This is a genomic window from Microcoleus sp. CZ3-B2 (genome assembly GCF_036705055.1).
In the GTDB taxonomy this organism is placed as follows: domain Bacteria; phylum Cyanobacteriota; class Cyanobacteriia; order Cyanobacteriales; family Microcoleaceae; genus Microcoleus.
Genome location: NZ_JAUBTN010000047.1, coordinates 23,098 through 37,904 on the forward strand (window position 1 = coordinate 23,098; position 14,807 = coordinate 37,904).

The window sequence follows — 14,807 nt, forward strand, 5'->3', positions numbered from 1 at the left end:
CTTTTTGCTTAAACTTTATTTTCTGCTTTTATTCTCATGAATAATGCAGGCTAGTCTGAATTATTCACTCCCGGTGCAGCCGGACATTTTCAATTGCTGAAACCATTAATTTTATTGAATTTCCATTCTCTCCTAGATAAGATCGGTCTTCTTCCTTCAACATCTGCTATAACAAACAAAAAAAGAGGCCGCGATCGACCTCTTGCCCTCTACAAATCCATTCTCGGATCTTAAAGTAGACCAGTATTAGCTCCGGGCTTACCAGTAGCCAATTGCACTTTAATAATTCTGCCGCCCATTTTCATAATTCTTTGCTGTTCCCGGAACCAGTTGTCATAGGGAACCAGCTTAGTAAAATAGGTATTTTGCAATTCGCGCTGAGTGCGGATGCGAGTTTGGCTGGGGACGCAAGCAGTCACTTTAAACATTCTCATGGGAAACTAACTCCTGAGTAGGTTTACAGATTTTTAGATGGATTTTAAAAAGATTGAAGTCAGGGAGTTAGGAGTCAAAACTAGCTCGTTAAAACTTGTCGGGCTTTCTCGACTGGCCTTTGACGGTCTAGCAATCACTCGTAACTTCCCTGACCTCTTTGAAAGCTAAAGGTAACAAGTCCAAAGTTAAAAGTTTAAGGTTAAAAGTTTAAAGTTAAAAGTTTAAAGAGGCAAAAAATTATTTTTTTCCTTCTTCCTTCTTCTTCCTTCTTCCTTCTTCCTTCTTCCTTCTTCCTTCTTCCTTCTTCCTTTTTCCTTCGATTTAGCTCAAGCCAGAGCAGATGTAGTCGAAATAGACGCCCATTTCTTTACCAGCGTCAGAACCAACCAAACCGGCGGTGACTTCTTTCATTGCTTGGATTGCTTGTACGGTAGAACCGATGGGCACGCCCAAGGAATTGTAGGTTTCTTTCAAACCGTTGAGCACGCGCTCGTCGAGGATGGAAGGGTCGCCAGCTAGCATGGCGTAGGTGGCGTAGCGGAGGTAGTAGTCCAAGTCGCGGATGCAAGCTGCATAACGACGTGTGGTGTACATATTGCCGCCGGGACGAGTTACGTCTGAGTACAACAGAGACTTAGCAACTGCTTCTTTGACGATTGTGGCTGCATTGGCGCTGATAGCGGTAGCGGCGCGGACGCGCAGTTCGCCAGAAGCGAAGTAGTTCTTGAGCTTGTCTAATGCGCTGATGTCAAGGTACTTACCTTGAACGTCAGAGGAATTGATTACGGCGGTAATTGCGTCTTGCATGGTTGTCTTGTTTCCTAGAAAGTGGCTGAGTCAGTCCAATTTTGGAGCTAGAATTTGGGATTTGGGATTGGGGATTTCAGATTTTTAAGTGGTTGGTTATCTGCAAAAGCTTTTAGCTTGCTGTCAGCAACCCCCGATTCTTCAATCAAAAATCAAAAATCAAAAATCAAAATTCCTTACTGCATCGCACCGATAACGTAGTCGAAGTAAGAGGAAGCTTCGGAAGCATCTTCTCCAGACAGCAGCGAGGAAGCTGCACTCTTCATAGCGCGGACGCCTTCGGCTACGGCTGCAATCGGGGTTCCGAGAGAGTTGTACATTTCGCGGACGCCGACAATACCGATTTCTTCGATCGGAGTAATGTCGCCAGCTACTACTCCGTAGGTGATCAAACGCAGGTAGTAATCCAAGTCGCGCAAGCAAGTTGCGGTCATTTCTTCGCCGTAAGCGTTGCCGCCGGGAGAAACAACATCAGGGCGCTTTTGGAAAAGTTGGTCGCCGGCTTGCTTGACGATGCGTTCGCGGGATTCGCTCAAAATTTGGGCGATGCGGACGCGGCGTTCACCAGATGTGACGAAGCTCTTGATCCGATCTAATTCACCTGGGCTCAAGTAGCGAGCTTCGGCATCTGCGTTGACGATTGATTTGGTGACGATACTCATCTTGTGTGTACCCGCTGGATATTTTGCAATTGCGAACTGCTCTGCGTTGAGCTAGCGGCGGCGGGCGCTTTCATCCCGTACCTTTCGCTTCGCTGGTGGCAGGAGCTTTGACGGGGAAGGGCGGACTTTCCAGAGCTAGCAAGTGTTGAATTTGCTGGCTGGTGACTGCCTTCGGTGTTTGACGGCGCTGGTTCTTCACGCCGGTGCGCTTGGCTGGTGCCCGCACAGTGCCTGTCGCTTAGAATACCACAAATGACTGATGCGATCTTTAAATCTACGATCGAGATTGCAGCAGATCGCTAAGTGGCGATCGAGTAACTGTCGGGCAGTTAGTCAGAATATTGCTTGTCTGACGCAACTACCTCTCGCAAGTATTTTGAGGCATTATGTTCACATTCTGAGTGTTACTGTAATAGTTTGTAACATTCCTTTTCATATTGGGGCCCCGGTTGGGCTCTGACTGGTGCAAATTTGACAGTCAAAAAAATCGCTAAAATTATTTGGTAGCAAAGGTTGCAGGCGATCGCTCTAGGGACTGGTTTGTCCCCAAGGCGGCGCCGCGAGGATCGGAGACTTCTGTCTCAAAAAAAGGTGCGGGAGACGGGGAGGAGACAGGGTGGCGACTGGTGCGGATCGGAAATGGTGACTTTCTGGCTTGTAGCTAAATTTGACCCTGCCAAAAACGGAGACAAGCCCCCGACACTCGTCGCGATCGACCTAAAATTTTAGATCGAAGTCAGAATCCCACATTGACGGAGCTGCAAGTAATGCCATCTCCGGTCAATTGACAACGATAAAATTGGATCGAGCCTGCGGACTGTTTTTGTGACGAGCGTAGACCGGACATGATATTACGGAGCATCTCGCTTTTACCATAACTATTTTTGGAAGGCTGGCGATCGCCACAGCTCGCTAAAAATACAAAACTACAGATGCTCCCCCAACCAAATCTAAAATCTAAAACTCGTACTGAGCGACTTGTGAGCCAGCGTAGCCGAAGCAAGCCGAAGTATCTAAAATCTCAAATCGATTGACTCTCACTTTATAATTCAGGTGCGCCGTGAAAAGAAATCTATCAGCCATTAAAAAAGCTTTGCAGTTTGGGATTAGCGGTGCTGTCGGCGGTTTTGCCGGCAATCTCATCACCGAACCTTTCATGCAGCGGCTCAATAATTCAACATCTGTTTTTGACAGTGTATTGTCCACAACTCGCTGGTTTGGATTGGTAGGTGGCGGAATTGCTACTGCGATTATGCTCGGCTATTATTACTATATTAAAGGCAAGCCCCAAATTAAACAAGCTTTAAAAAATGGCGGATTATTTGGTTTAATAACAGGGGCAATTTCTGGAGCGATCGCCGAGGGAATTTTTAGCGGAATTGGCGACGGCGAAAACGAAATATTGCGAGTAATTTGCTGGGGAATAGCCGGCAGTTTGTTGGGACTTGGACTTTCTAAACGAATTCCTAATTTGGGATTGCTGCGCGGCGCGGGAGGTGGCGGTGTTGGCGGGCTTTTGGGCGGTTGTTTGTTTATTCTGTTTGCTTACAATTTATCCGGTGTGGCGGGCCGTTTAGCTGGCTGTGCTGCGATCGGCTTTTGGATTGGAATTATGTTGGTTGTAGCCGAAACTTTGTTTAACAAAGCTTGGCTGGTAATTAGTTACGATAATGGAGCGAATCGCACTCTGACTGTTGGTACCGAACCGGTGACTTTTGGTAGCGATGAAAATTTGTCTATTATCTACATTCCTGGTGTTTCGCCCTTAGCGATGCGGTTTCAATTAGAAGCCGGTCAAATTGCTTGCGAGAATGTCGATAGCGGGGCGGTGAGTTATTTGCGATCGGGCGACCAAAAGAGAATCGGAAACTGTACAATTACCGTCGGAAACTCTGACTTGCCCGCTGCAAGTTCGCCCCCTGTCAGCCAGACTATTATATCACACAAATCCCCAGCCGATTCTTCTAACAACGGTCAATTTTTTCTGAAATTGGGAAGTCGAGTGATGCCTCTGACTGCGGGAACTCAGCTATTAACATCGGACATCCCTAGTTTAACAGCTACTGCGTCTAATGGTGTTGTAGCGCTGGTTAATTCTCGTTCAAAAGACCAGCTTTCGTTGGGATTGACTAATTTGGGCGATCGCACTTGGTGGGCCACAGACATTCAAGGCGACATAAAAATGATTGAACCTGAAAGCACCCTAACTTTAGCCTTGGGAACTAAAATCGAATTCGGTGAAATTGAGGGCGAAATTGTCAGAAGCTAAATCATTATTTGGTTCGATCGTTCGGAATGCGAGTCCGCATCCAAATTAGCGGACTCGCATTCCTCACTACCAACCTTTTTGACTTCAGATCAATCAAATAGCCCATAATAAATTCAAGCAGAACTACCGCTAACACCAGTAATAACCGCCGCACCAATCAAATGAGCCAAACGCAAAGCTTCAGGAACCTTACCAGTATCAGTCAAACGCTGGAGTACCAGCGCGATTACTTCCGGTTGTTCGCCGCATACCTGAAAAAAGAAAGGTTCAAAAGCATAAATTTTTCCCGCCCGACGCAACAATTCTAAACGGTATTCCAAGTCGGGTAAATAGCCGAGGGCTTTTTCAATAGCAGCTAAATCTGGTTGGCGGCGCATCACAGCAACGCAAGGAATTTGCAGCCGCGATGCTAACTCCCGAAGGTCAATAATATTGAAGCCGCCGAAAGCGATTCCGTCTAGCAAAACGAGATGCAATTGCGGCAGAAATTTGCCTCCTAGCAGTAGCTGACAAATAGCATCAGTGGCATCTAATCCGTCTGGGAAGACTTGTCCCCACACCATTCCTTCAAATCTGGTGCCTCCGCAGACTACTCCGGCGACGGACACCAGACCGCCGCTGGTACGAGAAAATGGAGCGTCGTCAAAGCCAATAACCTTAATTGTGCGATCGAGTCTGAGCAATTCTGCTAGTTTCAAAGTAGGGACTTCCCTAAACTAAAATTTTTTAGATTAATTTGACTTTTACATATTATCATAGACGTTAAAGACTCGAACGCTAAGTAAATTGACTTAACCAAACCTAAAATACATATCGCTCAAAAGCTTGCTGTTTATGTCTTCTTTTTTCTTATGTCTTCTTTTTACCCGCTGGCGAAGCCGAAGGGCTTCCTTCTTGTGACTGATGAATAATGAATCCTTCCTTCTTCTTGTTCCTTCTTCCTTTGTATGACTAATGACTAATGACTAATGACTGATGACTAACCTTCGACTTCGCCAGCGGGTAAAATGACTAATGACTAAAAACTAACAACTGAGGGCGGGCACGCACCATCCACCGCCCCTACCAACTAACAACTACCAACTAAGAACTCAGAGGGCGGGCACGCACCATCCACCGCCCCTACCAACCAACAAATAACCAATAACAACTAACCAATAACAAATAACCAATAACAACTAACAACTTCTACTTAAAAAGGTTTTAAATAATTGAGAAAAAAATACGTAGCAGCGATCGACCAAGGAACAACTAGCACCAGGTTTATTGTATTCGATCGCCAGGGACAGATAATTGGCAGCAACCAACAAGAACACCAGCAGATTTATCCGCAACCGGGATGGGTTGAACACAATCCCTATGAAATTTGGCGGCGCACCCAAAGCGTCATTAAAAATACCCTCGAACTAGGCAAAATCGACCCCAAAGATATTGCGGCCCTCGGCATTACCAACCAGCGCGAAACGACAATTGTTTGGAACCGAAAAACTGGTAAACCTTACGGAAATGCGATTGTTTGGCAAGATACCCGCACTCACCAAATTTGTACTAGCTTAGCAGAAGTTGAGGGCAAAGATCGATTTCGAGAGCGATGCGGTTTGCCGCTGGCTACTTATTTTAGCGGGCCGAAAATCAAGTGGATGTTGGATAATATCGCAGGCTTGCGGGAAGTGGCAAATCGAGGCGAGGCGATTTTTGGTACTGTCGATTCTTTTCTAATTTGGCACCTCACCGGCGGCGCGCACGTTACTGATGTTACCAATGCTAGCCGCACGATGTTGATGAATTTGCAAACCCTCGATTGGGATGCTGAAACTTTGGAAATAATGGGAATTCCCCGCTGTATGCTGCCAGAAATTTGCCCTTCTAGTCACATTTTTGGCACTGCAAAAGGATTGTTAGATGGTGTTCCAATTGCTGCTGCTTTGGGCGATCAGCAGGCTGCTCTGGTGGGGCAAACTTGTTTCAATGTTGGGGAGGCGAAAAATACTTACGGTACGGGCTGTTTTATGCTGCTGAATACTGGTGAGGCGATCGTCCCTTCAAAGCAAGGGTTGCTGACAACTGTTGCCTACAAGATGGGAGAATCGCCCGCTGTGTATGCTCTCGAAGGCAGTATTGCGATCGCCGGAGCATTAGTGCAGTGGCTGCGGGACAATTTGGGCATCATCAACACATCTGCAGAAGTAGAAACATTAGCAAATACTGTCGAAGACAGTGGCGGAGTTTACATTGTGCCGGCTTTTTCTGGACTCTACGCGCCCTATTGGCAAGACAGCGCGCGGGGAGTAATTGCAGGTTTAACTCGCTACGTGACTAAGGCACATATTGCCCGCGCAGTATTGGAAGCGACAGCATGGCAAACGCGGGAAATATTGGATGCTATGAATCAGGATTCTGCTGTGCAGCTTTTGTCTTTAAAAGTAGACGGTGGCATGGTGGGAAATAGTACGCTGATGCAGTTTCAGAGCGATGTTTTGGGAGTGCCTGTGGTGCGGCCTGTGGTAGCAGAAACTACTGCCTTGGGCGCAGCCTATGCGGCTGGTTTGGCGGTGGGTTTTTGGAGTAAATTAGCTCAATTGCGGGATAATTGGGCGGTGGATTGTATTTGGGAACCGCAAATGCCGATCGCCCTTCGGGAGCAAAAATATCGCTTTTGGAAAAAAGCAGTTACCCGCACCTTCGACTGGGAAGAATGAATCGGTGAGTCTACCCCAAAACCCGTATTTAGTGATATCATGAAATCCTGCACTATTTTTCAAATTGCCAATAGATGATTTCTCTAAATAATTTTAAAAAAAGCTTCACCGCCTTTGTATTAATACTGACACTGGCATTTGTAGGAATCGCTACTAATTCCCAAATCGCGATCGCAGATCCAGCTACAACTCCCGAAACTGCCACCGCCGCCGAAGTCTTCAGCGCCAACTGTGCCGGCTGTCACATCAACGGCGGCAACATTATCAGGCGCGGCAAAAACTTAAAACAAAAAGCCTTGAAAAAATATGACATGGATTCCCTCGATAATATTTCCAACTTAGTAACCAACGGCAAAGGTATTATGCCCGCTTACAAAAATCGTTTGTCGGAACAACAAATTATCGATGTTTCAGCCTACGTGCTATCCCAAGCTGAAACTGATTGGAAATAGAACCTCGGTTATTATTTATGGCTTAGACAATCTTGCCACAGACATCAGATATTTCTTGATCGCAGGTTGAAGCGCGAACAGGGTTTCAGTTTCTGCTGGGACTGTTTCAATTAGCGATCGCCTGAAAAGCGATTCCAACGTCTTAAAAAAATCTGAGTCCCGATCTTGCTGAATATTTGAACACAATTTTTCAATATCAACAGGCTTGACTTCTTTCGCCATGCAGTGTAAGAGCTGGATTTCTAAGGATGATAAGCGATGAAACTGCCGAGATAACGTATCGCTATAATCTCCCAGAAATAGCCCATTTTTTAAAAAGTTAGCAATGCTTCCGCCAAACATATCCTTAATCGTTGTTGTGACTATTTTTAACGCTAAAGGATTGCCGCTGTATGCTTCTATCAGTTCTGAGTATTCACATTCTTCAGACAAACCCTTGTTTTTAAGGATTTCCACAGCCGCCTCTCCCAAACCACCCAATTTTAATGACCGTACAGCTTGATTTTGACCTTCTAACGCTGCAATTTCTTTAGGTTTTTCACAGCTAGTCAACAGCAAGCAACTTTGATGCTGCGATTTTGCTACTTGTTTCAGAAATTCCCCATATACTTGATATCCTTCTCGATAATTTCCTGTTAACTGCTCAGTGCTGAAAACAGCTTCCCACTCATCTAAAATTATTAGGCATCGACGCTTTTGTAAACACTGAATCAGCCGCTGGATACCATCAGCGATGATCGTCTGTTCTATTGCAGTTGTGGAAGCGATTAGTTTTTCTAGATAAGATTCAAGCTGCGAGCGATCTTTGAGAGCGATCGCAGCTTGAAGAAAAACTTTTTTATCCTGACTGATTAACCGCAATTTATCTAAATCGCTTAGTGGTTTATCTGATAAAGATTCGATCAAATTTGCCAGAGTATCTGCCAATAGAGGTGCATAACTGAGGTCTATCCAAATCAAGCACTCAAACTGGTCTTTAATCATATTTCTTAGCTTAGATGCTAAAGCAGTTTTGCCAATGCCACCCATACCCAATATAGCAACTAAGCGACAGTTTTCTTGTAAAATACATTGCTCTAAGTTAGCAAGTTCTGTTGTGCGCCCGTAGAAAATAGACGTATCAGCCAACATCCCCCATTCAGTTGGATTTTCAATGGGAGTTTGGGGAGTTTGGATATAATTTATCAATGTAGGATGCAATGTTTCTACATTCCCCTTTTGTTTATAACCAAATATTTCTAGCATACTTGGGATTTCTCTCCAGTCTTTGGGTTGTTGGAGCGTCAAAACTTCTATGTAGCGATACAGCCCTCTCGATAAGTCTACTCTAATACCGGCGCATTCGCGGTGGAGTGCGGTGGCAATTTCCGGGGGACTATAATTGCAAAGCAATCCTCGCAGGTAAGTTTTTTCTAAAGGAGTGAGTCGCTGCTTTGTACTGCTAGCGTACTCTTGTTTGGCTGCTGTCAAGTCTGCATATAACTGTTCGAGATTCCAGCAAGCCGCAGCCTCTATAAACTTCTGTTCTGGTATTTGTAAGGATTTATTTAGGTTTGTCATGGTATATTTATAATTATTTATAATTATTTACAATTGTACCTGCTTAAGGCACTAACTTTTTGTGTATTCTTCTCCCACATTCCGCACCCTCAACTGTCGCAATCGGTTTTTACTTATTTTTATCGAACCCTCAAGCTATAAATTATACTGATATACCGTAGATAAAAAATATTTTTCTAATAACATATAACTTTTTACTTGAAAAATTGATTTTTATAAGTAATTATGCTGTGTGACACCGTAGGGTGCGGAATGTGGGTTTTACTGATGTCAGACAATGTTTTACATAAATTGTTAAATTTATTTAAAATAAAATTAATTCCCGCGTTGGTATATTTTTTACAAAAATACCTAATAAAAATACTAATAGCTCTTAGGTTACTTATCAGTCTTAAGTGTTTTATAAATGTAGAAGGCAGTATTTTATAACACCTGCTATCAAAAAAGTTAAGAGGACAGTTTAAATGGCATCAGTTCAAGTGACAAATCAGTTAACTGCAACTGACAAGGAGATCCCGACTCCTAATAAGTTCGATGGTTCTGCAAGAACTCGCGCTAAAGATTACCTTTTAAAAGTAGATTTAGTTAATCAGCCTATATCAATTGATCTTTTTAAAGATCTAAGCATTGGCTTCGACCCTTACGTGCAAGTTTTTCAGGTACCCAAAAACAGCACGGGTGCGAATGTCGCTGATACGAGTGGTCTTCTTGTTGCTGAGGATGATGATAGCGGCACCAACCAAAACCCAAAAATACCGGGTTTTGGTACCCAATACTCCAATGGTGCTTCTAACCCGCTTACAAGTGTGCCTGGTGTGGACTATGTAGTCCGTGTGACTAGCTTTAGGGAGTTAAACCAACTTCCTAGGCCTTTCACATTACAGGTTTCAACTCCCAGTGGCAATGTCACCTTGAATGATGTCCTAACAGGTGCGCCTGTAAATCCAGGAGGCAGTAGTGGCGTTCCCGTGGCGCGTTTCTTTGACAAGACGGCAGGAGGGCATTTTTATACTACAGATCCAATAGAGAAAAGTGACCGACTAACCAACCCTGCTCGTTTCCAGAGTGAAGGCGATGAATTTGTTGCTCCAGGCGACGGTAATGCCAAGGTTGAACGCTTCTTAAATACGGCATCAGGAACCTATTTCTTTACGAATAAACCTGGTGAGATAAGCTTTGTTCGCACCTTACCCCAGTTCCGCGATCAGGGGGAGGTTTTCAATTCATATAGCACGGCAGTTCCGGGTGCAATACCCGTCTATCGTTTTACTAACCTGGCGAGGGAACGGGAAAATTCGCTAAATATTACACACTTTTTCACAGCAAGCGACGAGCAGCGGCGTGCGGTACAGGGGAGGTCAGATTTCCGGGATGAGGGAGTTGCTTTTTATGCTCTTCCCCCTGCCTAAGCAGGCAGTTGGATTCATCTAGGTTTAAAATGAGTAGTAGGGTGCGTGCGACGCATCCTACTTTTTTATGTATTAAACTTTTGGGTAACAAGCGATATTTTGGTCATCCTATGAACAATCTCAGTAAAAAACCTTCCTTTTTCAAGGCTTTAACAATCATTAGCTTGTGTTTGTATCTAACCTTAACTCTCAGCCCGCCCGCTTTCGCCTCGATTCACAAGTATCCAGAAGCGGGCGACAGAGTAATGTTTCGTTCCGTACAAAGCCTGCGCGATACTGATGACAAAGCGTGGCAAGTGGTTTTGTACAAACGAGTAAAGTCGGGAATAGTAAATTCTTTTAATCTGAGATTGGTAGGGTTTCCAGGAACAGAATTGCAGCACCCTGTGCCGCTGAATGTGGCTGCGGGAAGTCGCGCAATGGGCATGGCTAATGATATTTGGAGCGAGTCGGATTTGCCGATTAATGTCGGAGAATACGATTTTAAATCAATCATTACACAAGTCGAAAGTAATCAGCCTTTGCGGTTGAACTTGCCTGTGAAAGGTGAAAAACAAGCTGCGTTGCTGGTTCCTCCTTTTGCTGTCAGAGAATGGCGACTGTTGTTAGAAACCAACTAATGCCTGTGACAATAAATTGTGCTACATTTTTAAATTTGATATCATTTTTAAAAATTAGATGATTCCTAGACATGGCAAGGGATTGCCAGTTTTTTTTCAAAGTATCCTACACTGTTTATGTGTAGCTTAAGTTGCAAGAATAGCTGTTAAATCATCAATTGAATCGCATTTTTGAGTAAAAATTGATACAATTCTCCACTGATAAATCGATAGATTAAAATATGCCTTAAGGTAGATTTGACCTATTTGAAGGGCGATCGCGAAACAAACTAAAATCAGAGTTAGTCTGGTGACAAAACTCCAATGTTTACGTGCGTGCCTTCAGGGTGAATCTACTATGACTTTAATCAGTACCATTGTCCAAAAAGCTTTAAAAACGGGTTATTTAACGGTTGAGGCAGAAGAAATGTTGCGACAGCAGTTGCAGATGACTAAGTACGGTTTGGAAGATTTTGAGGCTTTTATTACTTTGCAAAAAGAGGTGATGGAGGGCCGGGTAAGACATCAGGCTTTGGAATTGTTGCGAACTAGCAGGTGTTCTGCGACTGCTTGAATTTGGATAAATTGGATAAAAATGTCCAGCATCTTCTGTTTTTATCCCTAACAGTTCGCGACATTCAGACCAAAGAAACCGGGTTTTTTATCCTTACTCTGGGTGAAAACGCGCCTTTTCGTAAAAAAAACCCGGTTTATGACCGCCTTTGCGTGCAAGACTGCCTAATTAGAAAATTGCGGCGCACCGGAGAACTTGACAAAAATACCCAAATCAACAATAATTGTAGATTGTCTGTCTAAATCCTGCTCGGATCAGGTCGAGACATTCCAAAAGCTGGAGAGCAGCCGTCAAAAGTCCACAGCCAAAAGTCCACAGCCAAAAGTTCATAACTAATGACTGATGACTAATGACTAATGACTAATGACCAATGACTAACCAGCTACCTGTACGGCAAACCCAACGACTATCCCATGACCTACGCAATTATTGAGACCGGCGGCAAACAATTTCGAGTAGAACCGGGCCGCTTCTACGACATCGAACTGCTTCACGTCGAAGCTGAATCACAAGTCACCATTGACAAAGTATTTCTGATCCAGCACGAAGACGACGTTCATATCGGCCAGCCTCTAGTAGAAAATGCCACAGTCGAAGGAACTGTGCTGCGGCATTTCCGGGGCCGCAAAGTCCTCGTCTACAAGATGAAGCCGAAAAAGAAAACTCGGAAGAAAAAAGGACACCGCCAAGAAACAACTCGGTTTATGATTGACTCTATTACAGTCAATGGTGTTGTTTTGGCCGCGAGAGATTTGTCTCAAGCAGTTGTGGAAACTCCCCAAACTGGCGAAATTGAATCAGAATAAACAATAGTAAATAAAGTTGAGGACATTATGGCCCATAAGAAAGGTACAGGCAGCACACGTAACGGACGCGACTCTAATTCCCAGCGTCTTGGTGTCAAAAAGTACGGCGGTCAAGTTGTCAAAGCTGGCAACATTTTGATTCGTCAACGCGGCACGAAAGTTCACCCCGGTAATAATGTTGGTATCGGCAGAGATGATACTTTGTTTGCTTTGGTTGATGGTGTTGTGACTTTTGAAAGAAAGGGCAAAACTCGCAAGAAACTCAGTGTTTATCCTGTGGTTGCAGCGGCGACTGAAGCTGTGGCTGAAGCTGTCGCAGTTTAATTTTATGCGTTCCTGGGTTTTGCCTGGGAACGTATATAATTGGGGATATGTTTCCTGATTTCATATCTCAATATACCCATATCCTCGACTTCTTAAAGAAGTCGGGGATGTCATGTTTGGTAGACAATTTTTGTGAGAAATTCGGAATGATTTAACCGCAGAGGCCGCAGAGGCCGCAGAGGAAGAGAAGAGAGAGATGAATCATTTGGATGCCAAGGGATTTGATATGATTCGCTCGCTTTGTGGCTAGCCTCCTCCGACGATTGTGACTACTTCTAAGATGTCGCCCTCTTGGATGTTTGTGGTTTCCCAAAATTGTTTGTGCAGGATTTCGCCGTTGTACTCCACAGCTATTAAGCGCGGGTTTAATCCTAGTTGTTCTAGTAATTTGGGTAACGGTGTGTCGATCGCACAATTGCGTTTTTCTCCGTTAACTTCCAGCGCAATTTGATTTGTCATCATTTAAATATTATCAGTTTTTAGAGCTGCCTCGGTACCAAAATTATATTTCAATATGTTTGAAATGAAAAGACTCGCCGGTTTGAACCGCCAGAAAGTCAGACAAAACCCGAACTCAGACGGGTTATATCGGTATACGAAACCCGCCCGACAAATTGCTAATCAACTAAGCTAATAAATTTAGCTTGTCCCTCGCAAAGCTTTCTGGGCCTTCAGATTCTGCATCCGAATCAACTGCGAGATCAAAAACTGCGTGACTAAAGTAGGCTGTTCTGCTTCCATGATCGATCGCACTACGGCAACTCTTTGAGATCCAGCATTCAATACTTGATCGAGGTTGTTGATATCAATTCCGCCGATCGCAAACCAAGGAACAGGCGACTTATCAGCAGCATACCGCACATAGTCCAAACCCGCCGCCGGCTTGTTTGCTTTCGTCGGAGTTTCGTAGACAGGCCCAACTCCAATATAGTCGGCTCCCGCATCAATAGCTCGCTGCATTTCCTCGCCATTGGTAGTCGAACAGCCGATAATCCGTCCCGGGCCGAGCAACCTGCGCGCCTCGGCTACAGGCAAATCTTGCTGCCCTAAGTGTACGCCGTCGGCATCCACTGCGATCGCCAAATCCACGCGATCGTTCACAATCAGCAAAGCATCGTAGCGGTGACAAAGTTCGCTCATCTGCCGCGCGTTGGCCAACCTTGCGCCGTCGTCAGAGGTTTTGTCGCGGTACTGCACCAAAGTCAGCCCGCCTTGCAAAGCAGCTTCCACGACTTGTAACAAATTGTCTCGGGGCGAAGTTACCAGATATAAGTGCGATCGAAGTAACTGCTGGTAGCGCCGGTAAGCCAGCAAATCGCTTTCGAGAGTATACACCCGATAGCGCATCTGCTTAAAAGCCTTGCCCATATTTGGATCGTAAACTTTGCCGTACTCTTCCAGTACCCGCAGAGCTTCTTCCACCCGACAGAAATTCGCCTCCAGTAGCTGCTGGATGCTCGATCGCTGCTCTTCCTGCGGGTGAGTCAACTCCGTCCCCGGATCTGCCGGCGTATCCCTAGCGCTGCGTAATTCTGCCGTGTGCCAAGCCGCCAATTCCTGACGCAGTTGTTTGCACGCCAGGGCCTTTTCGGCGTTGTTAAGACCAAACCTGCACCATTCTTCAATAATTCTCAACCCTTCGCGCGCGCGGTCTAGATTTGCATCTAAAATCCGGCAGAGTGCCGGCTGTGCCGGTAAAGTTCTGTTTTGTTTCTCGGTCATTCAGAACCACCTTAATTAAAATTAATCCTACCTTTCAAACTGCTACATTCTCCCACACAGTCAAGATTGTGGCAAAAACGACCGACCTAATTTTGGCATCAACGGATCTAAATTTGACAAATTTTTAAGTTTTAGGGAATTTGAAAAAAACAAAGCATAATAGATCAAACTTGATCAAAGTGGAATCGTTAAACTGCATACCACACTTCGGAGGAGAGCCGTCAGGTTAGCAGAGCAAAACAAAACATGGCGTTGCTGAATTGGGAGATGAAATCTGTAGGGGCAATCCCCCCGTGGTTGCCCCCACCGCCGACGGGGTAAGCACGGGGGCTTTACCCCTACAAATCCATCATACTTTCATTCAGCAACGCCAACAAAACATTAACAGCAGAAAACGCCAGCAGGCGGGTGAAATCAAACTGCGATCGCCAAAACCAGACACGAAACAGGGAATGCGAAATTTGGCTCAAAGATAAATTGTGTTTTTTT

At 44.9% G+C, this 14,807-nt stretch carries 17 protein-coding genes; 9 read left to right on the forward strand and 8 right to left on the reverse strand.

The annotated features are described in order from the left end of the window. Positions 1-230: 230 nt before the first annotated feature. The 4 genes from QUA97_RS19615 to QUA97_RS19630 form a co-directional block, all read right to left on the reverse strand. Complete coding sequence (locus tag QUA97_RS19615) at positions 231-434, reverse strand: phycobilisome linker polypeptide (RefSeq protein ID WP_006634929.1); 204 nt, start codon at positions 432-434, stop codon at positions 231-233. A gap of 322 nt (positions 435-756) precedes the next feature. Further along, positions 757-1,242 carry an allophycocyanin subunit beta gene (gene apcB / locus QUA97_RS19620; protein WP_006634930.1) on the reverse strand — a complete coding sequence of 162 codons (486 nt, stop codon included), beginning with the start codon at positions 1,240-1,242 and terminating at the stop codon, positions 757-759. Between the two features lie 176 nt (positions 1,243-1,418). Next, entirely contained in the window at positions 1,419-1,904 is a 486-nt protein-coding gene (gene apcA, locus QUA97_RS19625) for an allophycocyanin subunit alpha (protein ID WP_194008983.1), read from the reverse strand. A gap of 70 nt (positions 1,905-1,974) precedes the next feature. Further along, the gene (locus QUA97_RS19630; RefSeq protein WP_194070298.1) at positions 1,975-2,130 is read right to left on the reverse strand and encodes a hypothetical protein; all 156 of its coding nucleotides are present in this window, start codon (positions 2,128-2,130) and stop codon (positions 1,975-1,977) included. An 834-nt stretch (positions 2,131-2,964) separates the two neighbouring features. On the opposite strand from QUA97_RS19630, the gene QUA97_RS19635 reads away from it, so the two are divergent. Further along, positions 2,965-4,173, forward strand: a complete 1,209-nt coding sequence (locus QUA97_RS19635; RefSeq protein ID WP_333195615.1) for a hypothetical protein — start codon at positions 2,965-2,967, stop codon at positions 4,171-4,173. A 113-nt stretch (positions 4,174-4,286) separates the two neighbouring features. Here QUA97_RS19635 and QUA97_RS19640 read toward each other — a convergent pair whose 3' ends face one another. Further along, positions 4,287-4,871 (reverse strand): endonuclease dU, encoded by a 585-nt coding sequence (locus tag QUA97_RS19640; protein ID WP_194070304.1) that lies wholly within the window; start codon positions 4,869-4,871, stop codon positions 4,287-4,289. A 513-nt stretch (positions 4,872-5,384) separates the two neighbouring features. On the opposite strand from QUA97_RS19640, the gene glpK reads away from it, so the two are divergent. Beyond that, the gene (gene glpK, locus QUA97_RS19645; protein WP_333195616.1) at positions 5,385-6,872 is read left to right on the forward strand and encodes a glycerol kinase GlpK; all 1,488 of its coding nucleotides are present in this window, start codon (positions 5,385-5,387) and stop codon (positions 6,870-6,872) included. Between the two features lie 74 nt (positions 6,873-6,946). After that, positions 6,947-7,324, forward strand: coding sequence for a cytochrome c6 PetJ (petJ, locus tag QUA97_RS19650; protein WP_194070307.1), 378 nt, complete (start codon positions 6,947-6,949; stop codon positions 7,322-7,324). A gap of 15 nt (positions 7,325-7,339) precedes the next feature. Here petJ and QUA97_RS19655 read toward each other — a convergent pair whose 3' ends face one another. Continuing rightward, positions 7,340-8,884 carry an NB-ARC domain-containing protein gene (locus QUA97_RS19655; RefSeq protein ID WP_333195617.1) on the reverse strand — a complete coding sequence of 515 codons (1,545 nt, stop codon included), beginning with the start codon at positions 8,882-8,884 and terminating at the stop codon, positions 7,340-7,342. Positions 8,885-9,348: 464 nt separating this feature from the next. On the opposite strand from QUA97_RS19655, the gene QUA97_RS19660 reads away from it, so the two are divergent. From QUA97_RS19660 to rpmA, 5 genes are all read left to right on the forward strand, one after another. Further along, positions 9,349-10,293, forward strand: a complete 945-nt coding sequence (locus tag QUA97_RS19660; RefSeq protein ID WP_333195618.1) for a hypothetical protein — start codon at positions 9,349-9,351, stop codon at positions 10,291-10,293. A 110-nt stretch (positions 10,294-10,403) separates the two neighbouring features. Next, complete coding sequence (locus QUA97_RS19665; RefSeq protein ID WP_333195619.1) at positions 10,404-10,913, forward strand: DUF3122 domain-containing protein; 510 nt, start codon at positions 10,404-10,406, stop codon at positions 10,911-10,913. Positions 10,914-11,250: 337 nt separating this feature from the next. Continuing rightward, positions 11,251-11,466 (forward strand): hypothetical protein, encoded by a 216-nt coding sequence (locus QUA97_RS19670; RefSeq protein WP_333088635.1) that lies wholly within the window; start codon positions 11,251-11,253, stop codon positions 11,464-11,466. A gap of 413 nt (positions 11,467-11,879) precedes the next feature. After that, positions 11,880-12,272, forward strand: coding sequence for a 50S ribosomal protein L21 (gene rplU, locus QUA97_RS19675; protein WP_194008993.1), 393 nt, complete (start codon positions 11,880-11,882; stop codon positions 12,270-12,272). Between the two features lie 27 nt (positions 12,273-12,299). Continuing rightward, a complete protein-coding gene (gene rpmA, locus QUA97_RS19680; RefSeq protein ID WP_194008994.1) occupies positions 12,300-12,596 on the forward strand; it encodes a 50S ribosomal protein L27 in 297 nt (98 codons plus the stop codon). 246 nt (positions 12,597-12,842) lie between these two features. On the opposite strand, the gene thiS is transcribed toward rpmA, so the two are convergent. Continuing rightward, positions 12,843-13,055 carry a sulfur carrier protein ThiS gene (thiS, locus tag QUA97_RS19685; protein ID WP_194009021.1) on the reverse strand — a complete coding sequence of 71 codons (213 nt, stop codon included), beginning with the start codon at positions 13,053-13,055 and terminating at the stop codon, positions 12,843-12,845. 180 nt (positions 13,056-13,235) lie between these two features. Beyond that, positions 13,236-14,318 (reverse strand): thiamine phosphate synthase, encoded by a 1,083-nt coding sequence (locus QUA97_RS19690; RefSeq protein WP_333088632.1) that lies wholly within the window; start codon positions 14,316-14,318, stop codon positions 13,236-13,238. Positions 14,319-14,611: 293 nt separating this feature from the next. Here QUA97_RS19690 and QUA97_RS19695 point away from each other — a divergent pair, with 293 nt between their 5' ends. Next, entirely contained in the window at positions 14,612-14,794 is a 183-nt protein-coding gene (locus QUA97_RS19695; RefSeq protein ID WP_228050295.1) for a hypothetical protein, read from the forward strand. The last annotated feature ends 13 nt before the right edge of the window (positions 14,795-14,807 follow it).